This window comes from Stutzerimonas kunmingensis (genome assembly GCF_002929225.1).
Lineage (GTDB): Bacteria > Pseudomonadota > Gammaproteobacteria > Pseudomonadales > Pseudomonadaceae > Stutzerimonas.
Genome location: NZ_PISM01000018.1, coordinates 49,236 through 67,636, shown reverse-complemented (window position 1 = coordinate 67,636; position 18,401 = coordinate 49,236). Strand labels below are relative to the sequence as shown.

13 protein-coding genes and 3 pseudogenes are annotated in these 18,401 nt (G+C 56.0%); 7 read left to right on the top strand and 9 right to left on the bottom strand.

Annotation, left to right across the window (positions count from 1 at the left end; genetic code table 11):
• The first annotated feature begins 92 nt into the window (after nt 1-92).
• A complete protein-coding gene (locus tag CW305_RS10790; RefSeq protein WP_044315388.1) occupies nt 93-1,007 on the top strand; it encodes a LysR family transcriptional regulator in 915 nt (304 codons plus the stop codon).
• Between the two features lie 191 nt (nt 1,008-1,198).
• On the opposite strand, the pseudogene CW305_RS10785 reads toward CW305_RS10790, so the two are convergent.
• From CW305_RS10785 to CW305_RS10750, 9 genes and pseudogenes are all read right to left on the bottom strand, one after another.
• Nucleotides 1,199-2,246, bottom strand: a pseudogene (locus CW305_RS10785) (transposase).
• 178 nt (nt 2,247-2,424) lie between these two features.
• Nucleotides 2,425-2,982 (bottom strand): type 1 glutamine amidotransferase domain-containing protein, encoded by a 558-nt coding sequence (locus CW305_RS10780; RefSeq protein ID WP_044315387.1) that lies wholly within the window; start codon nt 2,980-2,982, stop codon nt 2,425-2,427.
• 130 nt (nt 2,983-3,112) lie between these two features.
• Nucleotides 3,113-3,394, bottom strand: a pseudogene (locus CW305_RS23440) (TraI domain-containing protein); the annotation flags it as partial.
• A 177-nt stretch (nt 3,395-3,571) separates the two neighbouring features.
• A pseudogene (locus tag CW305_RS23435) lies at nt 3,572-4,066 on the bottom strand (IS66 family transposase); the annotation flags it as partial.
• Between the two features lie 267 nt (nt 4,067-4,333).
• The gene (locus tag CW305_RS10770) at nt 4,334-4,639 is read right to left on the bottom strand and encodes an ArsR/SmtB family transcription factor (protein WP_049326338.1); all 306 of its coding nucleotides are present in this window, start codon (nt 4,637-4,639) and stop codon (nt 4,334-4,336) included.
• Nucleotides 4,640-4,777: 138 nt separating this feature from the next.
• Nucleotides 4,778-5,761, bottom strand: coding sequence for an LLM class oxidoreductase (locus CW305_RS10765; RefSeq protein ID WP_063543695.1), 984 nt, complete (start codon nt 5,759-5,761; stop codon nt 4,778-4,780).
• A gap of 66 nt (nt 5,762-5,827) precedes the next feature.
• Nucleotides 5,828-6,952, bottom strand: a complete 1,125-nt coding sequence (locus CW305_RS10760) for an alkene reductase (protein ID WP_015275826.1) — start codon at nt 6,950-6,952, stop codon at nt 5,828-5,830.
• 63 nt (nt 6,953-7,015) lie between these two features.
• A complete protein-coding gene (locus CW305_RS10755) occupies nt 7,016-8,515 on the bottom strand; it encodes an aldehyde dehydrogenase family protein (protein WP_003291466.1) in 1,500 nt (499 codons plus the stop codon).
• A gap of 598 nt (nt 8,516-9,113) precedes the next feature.
• Nucleotides 9,114-9,365 (bottom strand): PIN domain-containing protein, encoded by a 252-nt coding sequence (locus CW305_RS10750; RefSeq protein WP_003291464.1) that lies wholly within the window; start codon nt 9,363-9,365, stop codon nt 9,114-9,116.
• 920 nt (nt 9,366-10,285) lie between these two features.
• Here CW305_RS10750 and CW305_RS10745 point away from each other — a divergent pair.
• From CW305_RS10745 to CW305_RS10715, 6 genes are all read left to right on the top strand, one after another.
• Nucleotides 10,286-10,690 carry a DUF6957 family protein gene (locus CW305_RS10745; protein ID WP_003291463.1) on the top strand — a complete coding sequence of 135 codons (405 nt, stop codon included), beginning with the start codon at nt 10,286-10,288 and terminating at the stop codon, nt 10,688-10,690.
• The gene (locus tag CW305_RS23710; RefSeq protein WP_003291462.1) at nt 10,690-11,004 is read left to right on the top strand and encodes a hypothetical protein; all 315 of its coding nucleotides are present in this window, start codon (nt 10,690-10,692) and stop codon (nt 11,002-11,004) included. The genes CW305_RS10745 and CW305_RS23710 overlap by 1 nt, the downstream gene beginning before the upstream one ends.
• A gap of 515 nt (nt 11,005-11,519) precedes the next feature.
• On the top strand, nt 11,520-12,173 hold the full coding sequence (locus CW305_RS10730; RefSeq protein WP_104097888.1) for a 3'-5' exonuclease: 654 nt from the start codon (nt 11,520-11,522) through the stop codon (nt 12,171-12,173).
• Nucleotides 12,174-12,381: 208 nt separating this feature from the next.
• Nucleotides 12,382-14,865, top strand: a complete 2,484-nt coding sequence (locus CW305_RS10725) for a tellurite resistance TerB family protein (RefSeq protein WP_104097887.1) — start codon at nt 12,382-12,384, stop codon at nt 14,863-14,865.
• Complete coding sequence (locus CW305_RS10720) at nt 14,862-16,157, top strand: ATP-binding protein (RefSeq protein ID WP_014597639.1); 1,296 nt, start codon at nt 14,862-14,864, stop codon at nt 16,155-16,157. Before CW305_RS10725 ends, CW305_RS10720 begins: the two co-directional genes overlap by 4 nt.
• The gene (locus CW305_RS10715; protein ID WP_104097886.1) at nt 16,132-18,351 is read left to right on the top strand and encodes a DEAD/DEAH box helicase; all 2,220 of its coding nucleotides are present in this window, start codon (nt 16,132-16,134) and stop codon (nt 18,349-18,351) included. The genes CW305_RS10720 and CW305_RS10715 overlap by 26 nt, the downstream gene beginning before the upstream one ends.
• The last annotated feature ends 50 nt before the right edge of the window (nt 18,352-18,401 follow it).

Here is an 18,401-nt window from a genome sequence, read left to right as displayed (position 1 = left end):
AGTGCGCAAACTTTAGACCCATGATTGATCTCAATAAATGGAAATGATTAGATTATGCTATTCCTGAAAATGGAATAAATGAGAGGGGCAACATGCTTAACCGCATGGAGATGGTCAGGATTTTTTGCACAGCAGCAGAGGCAGGTAGCTTCCGCGAAGCGGCAACCCGATTAGGTATCTCCCCGCAAGGGGTTACCCGAGCCATTCAAGCCCTGGAAACGGAGCTTGGCGAATCGCTGTTTCACCGTAATACCCGCCAGGTGAGCATCACTGCTTTCGGTCAGGATTACGCCAAAGATGCCAGATCAGCTCTGGAGCATTTCGACACGCTATTCCGGTCGCACAGGATGGAACCTGAGCTGTCAGGGAGGGTGGGAATCACGGCTCCACATGCTATTGGCAGGCGCTTCCTGATACCGTTTCTTCAGCCCCTGGCCGCTGCACATCCTGACCTGCAATTCGATCTCCGCTTGGAAGATCAGATGACTGATGCTGTTGAGGCGCATATCGATATTGGTATCAGGGTGGGGGTTATTCGCGACCGGCGCTACGTTGCACGTGCCTTAGCTCCCGTGCCGTTTTACGTTGTCGCGTGCCCGTCTCTCATAGGCCAAAAGACACCACCTAAATCTTTGGATGCCTTAGCTAAGCTGCCACTTTCAGTCCTGATCGACCGGAAAAATGGCCGCCCTTGGCCTTGGCTATTTGCCGACGGGCAAACGTTCACGCCCAGGCAGCCAGCTCTTATCTGTGATGATCCAGATACGGAATTGGAAGCCACCCTGGCAGGCATGTGTTTTGGCCAAATTCCTGCCTATCTGGCTGAGCCTCATCTGCGGTCAGGAAAGCTGGTTGCTGTTTTGGCTGATCTCGCTCCAGCGCCATGGGATCTGTTCATATACCGCCCGCAGCAGGGTCCTGTATCGAAGCGGGTGCGATTGGTGTACGACCACCTTAAGCAGGCTTTCTCAAACCCCAAGCTATTTCCCCAGGGCCTGGGGACATAGCTTGAATACCTGCCAGCAATCGTCCGCTTTTGGCCCAGAGTGTGTAAAAACACTTTCACATCTTGTATGCCCCAGCCCACTGCGCCTGGGCGTAGTGATTTCCCGAGCATTTGCCACGATCAGCGCCGGTGGCGCGTCAGAGCGCTTATAAAGCACTGTGGTACCTCTTGGGACAGTAAAAACCGGGGCTTTTACGCCGTCATCGCCTTCAATAAGCCTTCGGTACCCATGATTTTCATCACCCGCTTCAAATTATAGGCAAGCACATTCAAGCTCATTTCTGCACTCACCCCGTTCAGCTTTCGGGTCAGGAAGTGCGTTGCGCCCATCCACTGCTTGAGCGTCCCGAAGGGATGCTCAACAGTCCGTTTTCGAACCTTCATCATCTCTGGTGCTTGGTTTAACCGGCGCTGCATTTCCTCCAGCACAGCCTCATTTTCCCAGCGCCTTACGCGACGATTTGTGCTTAGCGTGCACTGGGTTTTCAGCGCGCAACTCTGGCACTTTGAACTCCGCTGCCGCGCGTCATCATCGAACGGGCATCTGGGTCGGTCAGCGAAACCTGTTTGTCAGGGGAATCGTTGAGCTGAGTTTCGATCCCCTGAAGCTCTTTCATCTGCGCTTTGAGCTTGGCGATTTTGTCTTCCAGGCTGGCAGTGTCTGGCGCGGAGGCGCTAGGATTCTGTCGATCAGCCGCATCGAGCGATGCCAAGTAACGGCTGATGCTCGTCTCTATTTCTTCCATGCGCCGCTTCAGTTCGGCGCTGGTGAAATTCCGGTCGCGGTTGTTCACCGCCTTGAATTTACTGCCGTCGATGGCAACTAGGTTTTCGCTAAAAAGTCCCAGCTGCTGGCAGAGCAAAACGAACTGGCGGCAGGCGCCGCGAATGGCTTTGCTGTTGTCTTTTCGGAAGTTGGCGATGGTCTTGAAGTCGGGCATCAATCGCCCGGTTAACGACATGAGTTCGACGTTGCGCTGAGCTTCTCGCTCAAGACGCCGGCTCGATTGAATGCGGTTTAGATAGCCGTAGATATAGATCTTCAGCAGGATCGCAGGGTGGTAAGCCGGTCTTCCGGTTTCAGCTGGAATGACGCCATCAAAACCTAGCGTGCCTAGGTCGAGCTCGTCGACGAAGACATCGACCACACGTACCGGATGGTATCACTGACGTAGTCGTCGAGGCTTTCGGGAAGTAAGGTGCTTTGACCTCGGTGTTCACCCTGGATAAACCGTTTCATGGGCGTCCCTTGCGCTGAGATTCTCGGACATAGCAAGGCTTTGCCGGTGCGTTTTTACACACTCTGGGCCGAAAAAAGCCTCTGACGACTGACAGCATGTGCCAAATGCCTTGAGCCCAGGCTTCGGGCAGAACCCGGCCTGTGACTCGCGGCTGGAGTATGGCTTATCAGCGCCTCCCTACTTCAACGCCGCTACGATAGCGTCGTTGAACACGGGGATGTCGTTGGGGTTACGCGAAGTGATCAAAGTCCATCCATTGGCTTGGCATTGCTTTACTTCAACATCTATCCAACCAGCAGCACCGGCATTTTCCAGATCGAGCCTGACGCTGGGGTAAGACGTGAGGGTCTTGCCAGCTATGACCCCAGCGTTGATTAGCAACCACGGCCCATGGCAAATCGCAGCGATTACTTTGCCTGATTCGGCGAACTCCTTGGCCAGGCGCTGGGCATTTTCATCCAGTCGAAGCGTGTCGGCGTTGACCGTTCCGCCTGGAATCACAAGCGCATCAAAGTCCGAAGCGTCGAGCCCAGCCAGCGCAACCTGAGACTCGACAGTGCGATCTTTCTCAGTGTCCTGAACGAACGTCTGGGTAGTGCCGCCGTCACTTGAGCCATGGGCGACCAGGGCGCCATGCGCCTTAAGCGTTTCAAGCGGTTTCACCAGCTCATCGCGCTCGATACCCGTATTCGAGGTGATGAATAGTACTTTTTTGCCTGCCAGTTGATTACTCATGGTGGTCACTCAGTCCTCTCATCAAGGTAAAAAAGGAGGCGTGCGGGTGACACTTCATCCGACGCGTTGAAGATGGGTGAGGTCAGAGCGGTTTTGAAAGTTCATCCGCATTCGTCTTGAGCAGAATGCAATCCAGCATGCCGCCGGGGTAAGCGTGATGATGGCTCTCGGAAGCGGGGAATTGCTGGACCAGCTCGGCGTAGCGCTCCAGCGGCGTGCGGTACAGCGTGGCGAACTGCCGGCGCGACAGCGACGTGCGCTGCCAGATGTGTTCCAGCAGCTTCTGTCGGCGCGGTGTCGCCAGCAGCGATGCGGCCGATTCGGGCCGTAGCAGCCCTTTGGGGAGGTCGGTGGCGGGCGCTGGTGATGGTGCAGTGACCGGAGGCCGTTTTCGCTGGAACAGGGAGAGCATGTGGGTGTCCTCTGGGGGGGCGGCCGGGATGCCTTTTCGCCTTTTCGAGGTAGGGCCTTTCCCCTTGCACCCCCATTCCCTTGCCGTTTCGGCCCTTTGGCCTTTAACCGCTTCGGTATAGCGGGAAATGGGATGCGGCTCCAGCGTCAATGGGGAACCCGCTGGAATGGAATGGTCAGCGTCCTTCAGGTCACGCTCGATGCCGTAGAGCTTGTTGATCAGGCTCAGCGCCACGTCGGCACGCCCAGTCTTGCCCTTGGGCTGCACCTTTTGGGCTTCGACGAACTTGCGTCGCGCATGCGCCCAGCAGCCCAGGCGTTCGATGCCGTCGCGTGCAGCCACGGCGTTGTAACCGGCGTAGTCGTCGGTCATCAGGTAGCCGCGGTAGCCATCGAGCAGGCGTAGCGGCACCTCCTGCGCGCGGCTGGCTGTGTAGTCGAAAAGGATCACCGGCTTGTCCGGCGGCCCACCGCTTTGCACCCACATCCAGGATTGTGCCGAGGGGTCGCGTCCCGGTTCATGCAGCACCTGCAAGCGCGTTTCGTCGCAGTGCAACACGGGGTAGTCCAGCAGCTTGTCGCGCATCAGGTTGAGCAACGGTTGCAGTTGCTCGCCACTTTGGATCACCCAACGCGCCAGGGGCTGGCGTGGGATGTCGACGCCGTGGCGGCTGCCCCCTAAAGAAGGTTGGCCGTAGAAGAGCACTTGAAGGGCTTCGCGTCCCTCTCTGGAGTGTGCTGTCTTTTGCGTGTACAGCCCCTGGTTTCAGCGTTGTCAAGTGGCAGTTTTGCTATAGGAGCGTTTTTTCCGCGCACCGCATCACTGGTAATGCTGTTCGATCACTCGAAGCTTCGGATGATCTGATCGTTATTTGGTCACATTGCTGTTTTTGACATCGGCAAAGACTGAAATCAGTCAGAAATACAAGGGTGTGCAGCCCTAGATTCTTTCTTGCAGCGCCTTGAAGAAGGCATCGATATTCTCATCGTGGCGTTTGTAGTAGGTCCAGGGGCCGATCCGCTGCGATGTCACCAATTGCGCGCGCTGTAGAGCTGCGAGATAAAGCGATGTCGTTGACTGCGAGAGGCCCGTGCGCTCTTGGATGATACTGACGCACACGCCTACCGTTTCTGGGTCGACTTCCTGCTCGGGAAAGACTGTCCTGGGATCCTTGAGCCAATTGAGGATGGCAAGGCGCGTCGGGTTCGCCAATGCTTTCAGGGCTTCGTTGACGTCAATAATCATGAATTTTTTGAGACCTGTTTTTTTCGATATCTAGATATCTTCCTGATTCGCGCATCAAATTGGAAGGCTTCGCCATGATCTCTGCGCGCCAGCCCGTCGCAATGACGGGCTGGTTTGGACTGGAATCCTATTGTCCTGTCAGGTAGGACTATCGGGCACCTGTGCGCCGAATTGCGGGACGATATGTTTGCCAAGTTCCTCGATAACCTCTGCTGCGGGGCGTTTACCATACTTGAGGTTCAGGATGACGTGATCTACACCGATTTCCTGAAGTGTATCCAGCAAGGCCCGCAGGTGGTTACGTCCCAGTCGGAATCCTAGATGGATAGGCGAGGGCGGCGTGGATGGGTGTTCGTCCAGGTCGATATACAGCGATTGCAAGAACGGCTTGTAGATAGTGCCACATTGTTTAGCCGTTTCCTGTCGCCAATCTTCCACGATGAGTTGCTGCATTTTTGGCGGACGTGGATAGTTGATCCATCCATGGCTTTCACGCGCGATCCAATCGAGCGGCTGGCGGCTGTGTCCGGTTACGAATAGCGGTATTTCCCGAGTCGTAGGTTTGGGAACGAGATCGGCCCCCAGTAACTCGCCGTGACTCCAGCGAATGGGCTCGAAGTGTGTTCGATGGGCTTGGCGTATCACATTGAGGTTTTCTTGAAAGGTCTCGCCACGCTGTTCTGGATCAACGCTGAATGCGGGAAACTCCACGGGACGATCGCCAGAGGCTACTCCCAGGAGCAAGCGACCTCCGCTCAACTGATCAATGCTCGCTGCGGCCTTTGCCGTGTGCAAGGGATTACGCAAAGTAAGGGCGATGGAGGCGGTGCCTAGTGCGATTTTTGTTGTATGGGCTGCCATGTAGCCCAGATACACCCAAGGGTCGAAAACCTGGCCGACATCGCCGAAGCTTGGGTCCCTGAGCGGCACGTCGCGAAACCAGAGCGCCGAAAAACCAAGTGCCTCTGCACGTTTGGCCAGCGCGACCTGATCTAACATGCTCGGTGTATCACCTTCGAAAGCCTCCAGGGGAAAGAACAGCCCAAGGCTTAGATGACCCTGCCTGAAGGTTCGTTTGAATCCCCTATGCTCTTGGTAGGGGATCGTGCTCGGTTGGTACATGCTTAACTTCCTCGGTCAGCAAACGCAAAGCCACGCCCCTGAGTTATGGGGCGTGGCTCTGAGCGTTTAGGATTTGTAAGTCGGGTAGTCGGTGTAGCCCTTATCGGTACCGCCGTACATGCTGCTTGGATCAACTGGGTTAAGCGGCCAGTTGTTGGCGATACGAGCGGGCAGGTCGGGGTTCGCAATGAAGGGGCGGCCAAAAGCGATCAGGTCGCCCCAGCCAGCTTTTATCACGCGATTTCCTCGTTCAGCGGTGTACTTGCCGGCATAGATAATCTTGCCGCTGAAGGTCTTACGAACAGCTTCCCGGAACGTCTCAGGCAGCTCGGGTGCGTTTTCCCAATCGGCTTCGGCGAGCGACAGGTAGGCAATGCCTACTTCCTCGAGGATCTTCACTGCCTCGATGTAGGTTTGGTGAGGATCTTCTTCGACCAGGCCAAGGTAGACGCGGTCTTCGTCTGTGGTCGCGAACAGCGGGGCGAAGCGAACGCCAACGCGCTCCTTGCCGACGACACCAGCAACGGCGAGGGTGATTTCGCGCAGGAAGCGAAGACGGTTCTGCAGCGAACCGCCATATTCATCATCACGCTGGTTGGTATGCGCCGAAATGAACTGGTTTACCAGGTACCCATTCGCGCAGTGAAGCTCCACCCCGTCAAAACCTGCGTCCAAAGCATTTCGGGCTGCTTGGGCGTAGAGCTCAACCAGTTCCTTTACCTCCTTGGTGGACAGGGCTCGTGGGGTCGAAGGGTCGGCCAGTGTACCCGTGCCGGGGCCAGTTTCGATGAACACCTTGACGTTGTCCGCGCGGATGGCTGATGGCGCGACGGGCGCTTCACCACCGGGTTGCAGCGACGTGTGCGACACGCGGCCCACATGCCAAAGTTGAGCAAAGATCACCCCCCCTTCGGCGTGAACAGCGTCGGTGACCTTACGCCAGCCTTGTATCTGTTCCGGGCTATGAATGCCAGGTGTCCAGGCATAACCCTGTCCTCGGGGTTCGATCTGTGTGCCCTCGGTCACCATGAAGCCAGCACCGCTGCGCTGACGGTAATATGTGGCCATTAGGTCGTTCGCAATATTGCCGGGTTGGGAGCTGCGTGAACGCGTCAGTGGCGGCAGAACGATACGGTTCTTGAGGGTGTATGGGCCCAGCTGAGTGGTTTTAAAAAGTTCTGAGTGTGTCATTTTGCTTACCTGCATATCTAAAATATTCGATGTTATAAGTCAAAAAAACATGGTTCAAGGAGGTCAGAAGAGCCCGAGCGGTGCTTCGTTGAGGCTGACGTAGATGTTCTTCTTCTGGCTGTAGGCTTCCAGCATTGACTTGTGAGTTTCCCGTCCTAGGCCAGATTTCTTATAGCCACCAAAGGGGGCATGGGCAGGGATCTCATGGTAGGTATTTACCCACATACGTCCGGTTTCCACCGCGCGTGCCACACGTAACGCCCGGTTGATGTCTTGGGTCCAGACTGCACCGGCTAGGCCGTACTCGGAGTCGTTGGCCATGGCGATGACCTCCGCTTCATCCTTGAAAGGAATGACGCACAGAACAGGGCCGAAAATTTCCTCGTAGGCGACGCGCATATCGTTGCGAACACCGACCAGAATCGTTGGCTGGATGAAGAAGCCGGCATCGTAATTGGCACCTGTGAGACGACCGCCGCCGATCAGTACCTCAGCGCCTTCCTGTTTAGCGATATCGACGTAGCCGAGGATCCGTTCCATCTGGGACTTGCTGACCTGTGCACCCATCATGGTGTCCGGGTTCAGTGGGTCACCCACACGCACAGCTTCGAACTTATGCTTGAGCTCAGCTAGGAATCGTTCGTAGATGGATTCGTGAACGAACAGCCGTGCGCCGGATTCGCAGACTTGGCCTTGGTTCCACAGGATGGCGAGGACTGCGCCTTCCACGGCCTTGTCCCAGTTCGCATCGGGGAAAACGATGTTGGCCGACTTGCCGCCCAGTTCAAGGGTGGCGGGAATGATTTTCTTCGCTGCCGCATTGGCGACGAGTTCGCCGACACGCGTCGAGCCGGTAAAGGCAAGCTTGCGCAGGTCCGGATGATCCAGTAACGCCTGCCCAACTGTGGTGCCTAAGCCTGTGACGATGTTGACCACGCCGGCTGGAAGTACCTTAGCGAAGATCTTCGCCAGTTCGAGGATGGTTACCGGGGTCAGCTCGGAAGGTTTGATGACTACGGTGTTACCCGCTGCGATGGCCGGAGCGATCTTCCAGGCGGCCATAAGCAGCGGGAAGTTCCACGGAATCACTTGGCCCACAACTCCGAGGGGTTCACTGAGAGCGATGCTGAGTGTTTGCTCATCCAGCATGACCGCCTCATCCGATTGGCTGCGGATTACGCCGGCGAAGTAGCGGAAGTGATCAATTGCCAGCGGGATGTCGACGGAGCGACTTTCACGAATGGGTTTACCTACATCAAGGGTTTCCAGAACGGCGAACCGATCGGCATCGGCTTCCAGCAGGTCGGCGATCTTCAACAACGCATTGGCGCGTTCCGCAGGTGAGGTGGTACGCCAGGTCATGAAGGCGCGCTGTGCGGCCTGCACCGCGCGGTCGACGTCGGCAGCTGTGGCGTTTGGGATGTTGGTGAGAATTTTTCCGTTGGCGGGGTTGATAATGTCGAGGGTTTCACCGTATTCGTCCGAAACCCACTGGTTGTCAATAAACAGGCCGTAGCTGCTGTCGGGAAGGTGATTCGGATGGGTATCGCTGGAATCTTTCATGGGGGGTGCCTCCTGAGGTTTCTAGCGCGGGTTACGAGTCCAGGCTATTCGCAATATTCATATATGTCAATATAACGCTATTGGTTCCGGCACGTGTGCATATTCCACGCCCTTGCAGCTCACTTCTGGATCAGCTGGGAACGCGCCGTGCTTCGCGCCAGGGTTGCCTATGCAGCCAGCTCCCTTGAGCTTTTCATCATGGAGGCTGGCTGCATCAGGTATTGATGTTTGCGTTGATGTGCAGATGAAGTTAGAACGGCGCGTCAATATCGATGACGCTAATCAGCTTGTGATTGACGAATTCCTTGATGCCCAAGCCGATTAGCTCGCGCCCGTAGCCGGAGCGTTTGATTGCGGATTCCACGCTGACTCGGACACCCATTCCACGCACATCCGGACAGTGATTCCACGCTGACCCGGACACTCATTCCACGAGCATCCGGACACCGATTCCACGGCCATCCGGACACTTTTCAGGCAGGCAGACGGCTTGTATGGTCATTAGACATCCCGTTACGACAGGGTATCGAAGGCTGGCGCATTCAACCGACGTGCTTGATTGGCCCCGAATACTTCGCTATAGCATGATTATTGGTTACTAGGATGAAGCCTTCCGAAGCGGCTTGTCCGATGAGCATCCGATCAAATGGGCGCTGTGAAGGAGAGGCGAGGCCGCAGCCGTAATGGCGTGTCGGCTGGTCATGGACAGCTCCTTGTAGTCGCCGTCCAGAAGAGACCTTCTTAGTACTCCTGTATCGAACTGAAAGCTGGCTTTGCCCATCGCGTTTTGGCCGATTTCCCAGATGCTAGCGGCGCTGATGAACAGCTCATTGGCGCGATCCTCGATCATCTCCACAGCCCCGAGTTAGCTAACCTACTTAGTCTATCCCCTCGTTGGAGGGGCAGCTGTCATGGTCAATTGCAGGCTGTAAATAATTGCGGTTTTTCCGTGACGCTGCGGTTATATGGAATTATGGCTCAGCCATAATTATTGCTGAGCCATAATTTCCATCATTTTGTGGCCCCGCCGTACAGCTCGACGCGTGACGCGCTTCGTGCGTGCACTAGATAGGCAGCTAGATGTTAGTGAGCAGATCTCAGCGTACGCAGACTTTCTCGAACCTGCCCCTCGCTACAAATTACTCAGGTCATCCGCTTTCGTTTGCAATTTAAGCAGTCGCGAGGAGTCGCGGTACCCTTCCGCGTCACAGACGCGCCTCGCTTGTGGTGATTACCAACGGTGCGAAATTTCAAAATTCGAAAAGACGACTCCGAGCCGGTTGGATCAGCCTCGCATCGTCCGTGGAGATATGTCTTGATCTCAAATAGTCATTGGCCGCGCCTAGGGTAAGTCCGATAAGGATTATCTTTCTTGCTCTTCTGGTGCGTGAGTTCTGGCAATCCTTGTCAATATATACGTATTACAAATACCGATGGTCAGTGGTTGGCTTTTTCTTTTCTAAAAGTGCTTGACGAGCAGTGGTTGGAGCTGGATTATTTTATTGCATTGGTTTCAGGTTGCTGTTTTTTGTCCAATACTGAGCGTAGTGGGGCGATGCCATAGGCTTGCATCGATGAATAAGGTACTTAGTTTAATAATGGAGGTTGATGGGGTTGCGCTGCTCGCCTTTTAGACTCAGGCCATATATTAATAGTCAGAACTGACGCTCATTGGGAAACAAGCTTTTCATACTTGGTAGGTTTGTCAAGGTAGGGACGTTTTGCCCAGATTCTGCCTCTAGACATCTATGGCTCAGATAGAGAGATGGTATGGACGATTTAAAGAAAGTATCTCATTTGTTATACGCCCCGGGTGAGGTAATGCCTGGTATCGAGATGTCGTTAGCAGAGGCGTGCGCGCGTGGTTCAGCGGCTGCGTTGCTTGACGAGGTGCCTTTCTGTGTTGTGCGTGACTGGATCTGGATCGATCTCATCGTGCCTGACGCGATACGAGAAACGTTACAGGCGGCCGGGCAACAGCCCGCGATGGTGTATGCCGGCCGCGTGTTGTACGACAGTGCCAACCGTTTCCAAGAGGGTGACTGGGTGCGTACAACACAACTGATTGAGTTTGCCGATGGGTGCATTTTCAGAACGCGCAATACGCGATATGTGCTTGCTGGCCCAGGGGCTCGCAAAAGCGCCGAGTTCACTACTGTGTTGAAGATTTTTTGATGCGTCGTCAGATATTGGCGGGCATGGACGTACCAGACAACCGACACCCCGATGTGCCTTGCGACGTCTGTGGTACCTCCATGCGAGTGCCTGGGTACGGCGAACAGTTCGGTGTGCTGCAAGCGCACTGGGGATACGGCGCGCGACATGACGGTGAGCGTTATCGCGTACGGATGTGTGAAACCTGCTTCTTCATGACCTTGGCGTACCTGCGACAGGAGCGACGCATACATCATTTGTTTGGCGACGCCCCGCAGCATGAAGACTACAAGTTTGGGCGTATTGCTCGAGACGATTATTGGTTGGACAGCTAGCCGTTAGTGGGGGGCAACGAGTTTTGATCCGAATTTGGGTGCTGACGTGATGAGTTCAACTAAACGAAGTATCGACCAAACACGTGATGTATCTGACGCGTTGTCGCGAGCAATGGATATGTGTTTTGGTAGGGAAGTTACGGCGTATCTCACGGACGCTTATTTAATCGCAGGCTGTTGTATCGGCGTGGTTCATCGTCACGTGCGGGCGGATGTGTATGGAAGGTTCCAGGACGGTCACCGGGTTCGGACCTCAGATGTACTGAAAGCTCATGAGCAAGGCGGTTTTTGGGCGCTGTTTACCGCCACGGGCAGCTTGTACGTTATTGTGACTTTCAAAGAAGACGGGCGCCTGTCACTGGATTGGCTGTTGGCACAGAGGGCAAAAGGCATACACGCAACCCCGGTAACGATTCAGTGATCCGTTTCTCGTGTCACTACTATAAAACTGAGCCCACGGTCCGTGCTGATGCTCGTAAGTTTATATCCTCTGAGGAAAAGAAGGGCGGGGTGTCATGCAGGTAAAGCGTTGGGGGCAGCTTGATGCGCTTCGTCAACAACTTGGAGAAAGTCGCTGGTTACTTTGCGTGGATCTGGAAGCGACTTGCGATGAATACCCTGCCGGCCTAAACGAGGCGGCCCGGAACGCTCACGTATTGAAGGTCCAGCGCGACGAGATGGAGACGATCGAAATTGGCATCGCGCTGTTGGATGTTCAGTTGGAGTACAGGATTGTCGATCATTTCGGACAGTTTGTCCGACCGCTACTTCGCCCCACGCTAACTGAGTTTTGCACGGGGCTGACCGGCATATCTCAATCTGACGTCGATACTGCAAAGCGTTTCGCGGAGGTACAAGATCAGCTTGGTGACTGGCTGACGCCGCGAAATACAGAAGGCTGGCGCTGGTGCTCTTGGGGCGATTACGACCGAAACCAGCTGAAGGAGGACGCTTTCAGAGCAGGGGTAGATGTATTGCTGGATCCGGCGCGTCATATCAATCTAAAGAAGTGCTTTTGGAAGATTTTCGCTTGCCGTGCGCTAGGGCTGAAGTGTGCAGTGGAAAACATAGGCCTTTCCTGGGAGGGTGAGCATCACAGGGCCATCGACGATGCGCGTAATCTGGCACGGTTAGCGCAGTTACTGCTCAGCGCGAGGCAACCGACGTAGTAGGGCGGACGGCGCTGTGCCTGCTCATCAATTCTACCCCGTGGCCGCCCGGCTCGCATCGAGCCGCCATCTCACCAGTGCATACGGAACACATTTGGATAACATCATAAAGAGATTCAACATGTAGCTTGGCGTGAGGTATTGGCTGATGCACCCGAATTGCCGATACTGCTAAATGGCCAGCATGCTTGTATAGGGAGTCGAAGCGATGGCAGGGAAGCGTAAGCGCAGCAGCAAGTCTGGCGTATCTGGAGCGATGGTTCTGTGTGCCCTAGTGATTGGGGGGCTAGCTTCCGTTCCCAAGGGTGTTTGGGTTTTCTTGGGCGGAGCACTCATTGTCGGCATAGGCGGGTGGCTAGTAATAAAGGCCTTCAGCAAACCGTCAGTCATGTCTTCGGCAACAACTATGCGGCCACCTCAAGGGGGAACTCGTTCAAGTTCCTCGGACCTCGGCATAAGCACCGGCCTGACGTTTTCATTGGATGAGGTCTCGCCACTAAATGAGCCCTCTGCTCCTGCGCAAGTCTCGGCGTCGCCCCGGCAGGTTTCGGCAAAGCGAGACGACTCTGGCTTTTTTACCGTAACTTTGGAGGCCACTGAGCGGTCTTCCCACCGAATTCCGAGCGCGCCGGCGAACCTGAATAGTGCCAACGTGCGGTGGCTTTCTGCTGGCGAAACCATCGAAGTGGCGGGCGAAAATATCACTATTGGTCTGATCTACGTCGGCGAAGATAAAAACAGGCGCAATGGACCTTCGGAACCGTCACTGATCAACCCGAAACTGAAGGTCGCACGGGGCATCGTCGATATATCTGAGCGTCTCACCCCTTACTGGCCCAGTTACGACAGCATCTCTCCTGAGGCCCGCCGCGCATATTTGCAATGGCTATCCAGTGGTCGAAAGGCTCCGCATGCCAACATCGGCTACGTGTTCTTATTCTTCTACGGTCTTGAGCGTAGGGTTTTTGTCGACGCCAAGACGGATCAGGCTGCGGCGGCCGACATACCTATCATAATTGCCGAGGTGGAGCGGTTGCTCTCGATCTATGGCAAGAATAACTCCTTCAATAACTACGCCAGTCGCTTCGTAGACTTCCTCCGCCAAGGCCAAATACTCGCCAGGCGCTATCAAAAGGCGCCGCCGGCACCGTTACCTTACGGCTACGAAATGCCTGTAGAGCTGCGTATTGGCCTGGGTCAGTTGGCGGCTGACAAGCAACCAATGCCGGCTGACTGGGCGTTGGCCTGGGTGCTGTCTGATCACAGCATCGGGAAGCGGACACCCGTAACCCGCTGTAAAGAAGCGTTCGCCCAGTTGTTCTGCATGCGCTACGAGGAACGTTATGGCGCCGGTATGGTGCTCCCTCAGAACAAGACCCGTCTGAGACTCCAATACAACACCGCTTCTGCGGGTCTACCACCCCAAGAGCTGGATGGCCTATCCGGTATCCCTGATGTCACTGCGACTAGCGCAGCTCGGAAGAAGCTGCAGCAGTTGGTTGACGAATGCACAGTGCAGTTGGAGCCCTACAGTCGTTATCTCGGCCGCAACCCCGGCACTCCTGATGCACTAGAAGGGCTGTTACAGCTGCCCGTAAACCTGTGGCCGCCAGCAGCTCGAACAGCGCTCGCCGAGCTAAAGCAACGCATCGGCGATGGCATGGTGGTCATGAGCTTCGGTGAGCTGGCAGGGCGACTGCAGAGTGCAGGTAGCCTGTCGCGAGACAAGGTTCTGACGCTCGCCCGCGCTCTGGAGTCTTTACACATCGGTATCGAGCCGGATGTGCTGACAGGCAGCCGAACACCCAAGGCAGAGGACAATGTGGCGCTCTTTGCGACCCAGGCTGAAGATGGTGATCTGCGTTCTTCGCCGGCGTATAGCGCCGCCTCTGTTACGTTGGACCTTGCTTGTGCTGTGGCGGCGGCCGATGGTGACACGTCGCCGCAGGAAATTATGCTGCTATCCCAGCATATCGACTCCTGGTGTCACCTGAGCGGTGCTCATCGGAAACGCCTGAAGGCCCACCTGCGTCTGCAGCTTAACCAGCCACCAACCCTGCAAAGCCTGAAGAAGAAACTGGAACCCCTGGCCGAGCCGGCGAAGAGGGTTGTGGCGGCTTTTCTCGCTCACTTGGCGCAGGTCGACGGCGAGGTTAGCCCCGCAGAGGTGAAGTTGCTGGAGCGCGTCTACAAGACCCTGCAGCTGGATCCGCAATCGCTCTACAGCGACCTTCATGTGGCCGCCAGTGGCAGCGCCGTAGGCTCATCGCAGACAACGCCTTCCATTCCCGGAGCAACTCCGTCCAAGCCTGTTGGCGAATTTGCTCTGGACAAAGAGCGCATCGCTCAGTTGCAGCGTGAAACGGAACAGGTATCTGCGCTGCTGGCTCAGGTTTTCGTTGACGACAAGACTGCTGAGCCAGATGACGTAGTTGTGGAAGAGACTGTTGAGGATACTTCCTCCGTTTGTGGCTTAGACGCCGATCACTCAGCCTTCCTGCGTGTACTCGTATCCCGTACCGAGTGGTCTCGTGACGAGTTGGGGGCCGTAGCAAGCGATATGGAACTCATGCTCGACGGAGCATTGGAGCAGATCAACGACATGGCATTTGAGCATTTCGATATGCCAGTCACCGAAGGGGAAGACCCCTTCGAAGTTAACCCTGACATTATGGACAAACTACCGCTATGAGCAGCATCAGAGCCAAGGACCGCGATGCGGTCATCCAGTCCCTGCGCGCCGGCGTCGTCCCCCGTGCAGGCCAGCACCTGATTCAAGTGGGGCGTGTCGGGGAGCTGGAAGCACTCATCCGTGATGTGGAGCGCCTCGCGGAAAGCGGTTCCGCGTTCCGCGTAGTGATCGGTGAGTATGGTGCAGGCAAGACATTCTTCCTCAACCTGGTTCGCTCTATCGCGATGGAGCGCAAGCTCGTCACCATGCATGCCGATCTGAACCCGGATCGTCGTCTCCATGCTACTGGTGGCCAGGCTCGCTCGCTGTATGCCGAATTGGCCAAGAATATGTCCACCCGAACTAAGCCTGATGGCGGCGCTCTGCAAGGAATAGTCGAGAAATTCGTGGCGCAGGCCAAAACGGAAGCCAAAGCGTCCGGCAAAGACAGTGAGGCCGTGATTCGCGAGCATCTCGACCAACTGGCAGAGATGGTCAACGGCTATGACTTTGCTGATGTAATCGCGGCCTATTGCAAAGGCTTCGAAGAGGGTAACGAGCAGCTCAAGGCTGATGCTATCCGCTGGTTGCGTGGCGAGTTCACTACCAAGACAGATGCCCGCACCGCACTGGGGGTGCGAACCATCGTCGACGATGCTTCGGTCTACGATCAGCTCAAGCTGCTTGCGCGATTCGTTCGGTTGGCCGGCTTTAGCGGGTTGATGGTATGTCTCGATGAGCTGGTGAACCTGTACAAACTTTCCAACACCCAAGCTCGTAACGCTAACTACGAGCAGATTCTTCGTATCCTCAATGACTCCCTGCAGGGCTCTGCTGAGGGGCTTGGTTTTGTGTTGGGCGGTACACCCGAATTTCTCATGGATACTCGCCGCGGCCTCTACAGCTATCCGGCGCTGCAGTCGCGTCTGGCTGAAAATAACTTCGCCAAGTCCGGGCTGGTAGATCTGTCCGGCCCTGTCATACGCCTCACTAGTCTGACGCCTGAGGATTTCTACGTGCTGCTGCAGAAACTGCGTCATGTATACGCGGCAGGCGTGAGCGAGCGCTATCTGCTACCCGACGAAGCATTGCCGCTGTTTATGGCCCACTGCAACCAGCGGATGGGTGAGGCCTACTTCCGTACCCCGCGGACGACCATTACCGCATTCATCAGCCTGCTAGCGGTGTTGGAGCAGAATCCTGACGCTGATTGGCGGACGCTGTTGGGTGCCGTGGAGATTGCACCGGATCGAGGCGGTGAGGCCGATACCCAAGTGGATGCGGACGATGAGCTTGCCACCTTCCAGCTCTGAATCGGTTGGCTTCGATCTCCTTGAACCGCGAATCCAGCGCTGGATATGGGCCGAGGGCTGGACCTCCCTACGCGATGCCCAGGAGCGTGCTATCCCTGCGCTCTTGGGGGCCGACCAGGATGTCATCATCGCGGCGGCTACAGCTGCAGGCAAAACCGAAGCCGCGTTTCTGCCCATCCTTACCAATCTCCTGCAGGACACGGAAAAGCCTGGGGCGGTGCTTTACATCAGCCCGCTGAAGGCTCTCATCAATGACCAGTGGGATCGTTTGGCGAGGCTTTGCGATGAGCTTGAGCTTCCTGTCATTGCTTGGCATGGGGATATCTCAGCGAGCCGCAAGCATCGCTTCCTCAAGTCCCCGGAAGGCATTCTGCTGATCACGCCGGAGTCGCTCGAAGCTCTGTTCGTGAACAAGGGAACCAGCCTGGCGGGATTGTTTGCCAACCTGCGGTACCTGGTGGTGGATGAGCTCCATGCCTTTATCGGCAGTGAGCGAGGCAAGCAGCTGCAGTCACTCATGCATCGTGTTGAAACAATCATTGATCGCCCCCTGCCCAGGGTTGGTCTTTCCGCCACGTTGGGCGACATGACGTTGGCTGCTGCCTTCTTGCGTCCCAATGCCCCTCATCATGTGTCGGTGATCGAATCCAAGGGTAGTGGCCAGATACTTAAGGTTCAGATCAGAGGGTATGTGGAGTCCAAGAAGGCGCTCCCGGTACAGCCTGAAGGTGACGATGTTTTTTCTCCGGACCATGCCATCGCAGAGCATCTCTTTCAGGTGCTACGCGGCAGCAATAACCTGATCTTCCCCAACAGTCGAACTCAGGTTGAGTGGTTCGCTGACAATCTGCGGCGCCGTTGCGAGCAGGATGGTGTACCGAACGAGTTCTGGCCGCATCACGGCAGTTTGGCGAAGGACATTCGAGAGGAAACTGAGAAAGCGCTGAAAGACGGTGACCGGCCTGCCACCGCAGTCTGCACTACCACGCTGGAGCTTGGGGTCGATATCGGCAGCATCAAGACGGTAGTGCAGATCGGGGCTCCGCCATCGGTAGCTAGCTTGCGTCAACGCTTGGGGCGATCCGGACGCCGTCCGGGAGAGGCAGCCATTCTCCGAAGTTACTGCAAGGAGCGTCAGCTAGACGATGGCTCGCCCCTGTCAGATCGACTTCGCCAGGGTTTGCTGCAAAGCATCGCGATGATCCGGTTGTTGATGCAGGGCTGGTTCGAGCCTCCTCGTGTTCATGGCCTTCATTTATCGACGCTGGTACAGCAGTGCCTCTCGGTGATAGCCCAGCGGGGAGGAGCTACAGCTGCAGAGCTGTGGAGCACCTTGATACGCAGTGGTCCGTTCACTGGGGTGGAGCAGGGCAGCTTCCTCAGTTTGCTTCGTGCCCTCGGTGAGCGCGATTTGATAACCCAGGAAACATCGGGGCTCCTGCTGCCCGGCGTAGTGGGGGAACGCCTGATCAACCACTACGACTTCTACAGTGCATTTGTCAGTAATGAAGAGTTCCGCCTGGTATGCGATGGCAAACTACTTGGCGCATTGCCCGTCTCCAGGCCATTGACCGTCGATCAGCGAATTATCTTTGCTGGGCGCCGCTGGCGGGTAACGAGCGTGGACACTGAGGCCAGGGTCGTTGTCGTGAGATCCGATCCCGGTGGTGCTCCCCCGTCCTTTGACGGGCTTGGAGCCCGTGTACATGATCGGGTTCGGCAAGAGATGAGGAGCGTCTTGTTGGAGGCGGACGTCTACCCCTATCTTGATACTACGGCACAAGAGCTACTAGCTCAGGCACGTAGCGCTTTCTCGGACCTTGGATTGGTACATTCGAGCATGACCGAAAGCGGAGGTAAGACTTACCTTTTCAGCTGGCGAGGCGATTGGACAAACGATGCCCTAGCCATCTTGTTGACGCACACCGGACTAGCCAGTGAGAACAGCGGGTTGGTCATCGAGGTTGAGGGAGATCGGACGTCGCTTGAAAGCAAGCTGCGTGAGATCGCCGAGTGGGACGGTATTGATGAATCCGCTGTTCTGGCGGACGTACAGAACATGGCTCAAGAAAAATGGGATTGGGTGCTTCCGCCAGCATTACTCATGCAGTCTTACGCCACGATGCATTTGGACTTGGGTGGAGCAAAGGCCTTGGCATTGGCTCTAGTGAGCCAGCCTGCGGAGACGGCCTGAATCTAGCTTATTTGTGTGGTGCCTGCTTTGTTGAAAGCCGACTTTGGTTC

Bases quoted from the DNA above. Each gene is read 5' to 3' on its own strand.
- CW305_RS10745 (WP_003291463.1), top strand. From the start codon at position 10,286: ATGGACGATTTAAAGAAAGTATCTCATTTGTTATACGCCCCGGGTGAG.
- CW305_RS10725 (WP_104097887.1), top strand. From the start codon at position 12,382: ATGGCAGGGAAGCGTAAGCGCAGCAGCAAGTCTGGCGTATCTGGAGCG.
- CW305_RS10770 (WP_049326338.1), bottom strand. From the start codon at position 4,639: ATGATTATTGACGTCAACGAAGCCCTGAAAGCATTGGCGAACCCGACG.
- CW305_RS10755 (WP_003291466.1), bottom strand. From the start codon at position 8,515: ATGAAAGATTCCAGCGATACCCATCCGAATCACCTTCCCGACAGCAGC.
- CW305_RS10790 (WP_044315388.1), top strand. From the start codon at position 93: ATGCTTAACCGCATGGAGATGGTCAGGATTTTTTGCACAGCAGCAGAG.
- CW305_RS10765 (WP_063543695.1), bottom strand. From the start codon at position 5,761: ATGTACCAACCGAGCACGATCCCCTACCAAGAGCATAGGGGATTCAAA.
- CW305_RS10750 (WP_003291464.1), bottom strand. From the start codon at position 9,365: ATGATCGAGGATCGCGCCAATGAGCTGTTCATCAGCGCCGCTAGCATC.
- CW305_RS10780 (WP_044315387.1), bottom strand. From the start codon at position 2,982: ATGAGTAATCAACTGGCAGGCAAAAAAGTACTATTCATCACCTCGAAT.
- CW305_RS23710 (WP_003291462.1), top strand. From the start codon at position 10,690: ATGCGTCGTCAGATATTGGCGGGCATGGACGTACCAGACAACCGACAC.
- CW305_RS10760 (WP_015275826.1), bottom strand. From the start codon at position 6,952: ATGACACACTCAGAACTTTTTAAAACCACTCAGCTGGGCCCATACACC.
- CW305_RS10730 (WP_104097888.1), top strand. From the start codon at position 11,520: ATGCAGGTAAAGCGTTGGGGGCAGCTTGATGCGCTTCGTCAACAACTT.
- CW305_RS10715 (WP_104097886.1), top strand. From the start codon at position 16,132: ATGAGCTTGCCACCTTCCAGCTCTGAATCGGTTGGCTTCGATCTCCTT.
- CW305_RS10720 (WP_014597639.1), top strand. From the start codon at position 14,862: ATGAGCAGCATCAGAGCCAAGGACCGCGATGCGGTCATCCAGTCCCTG.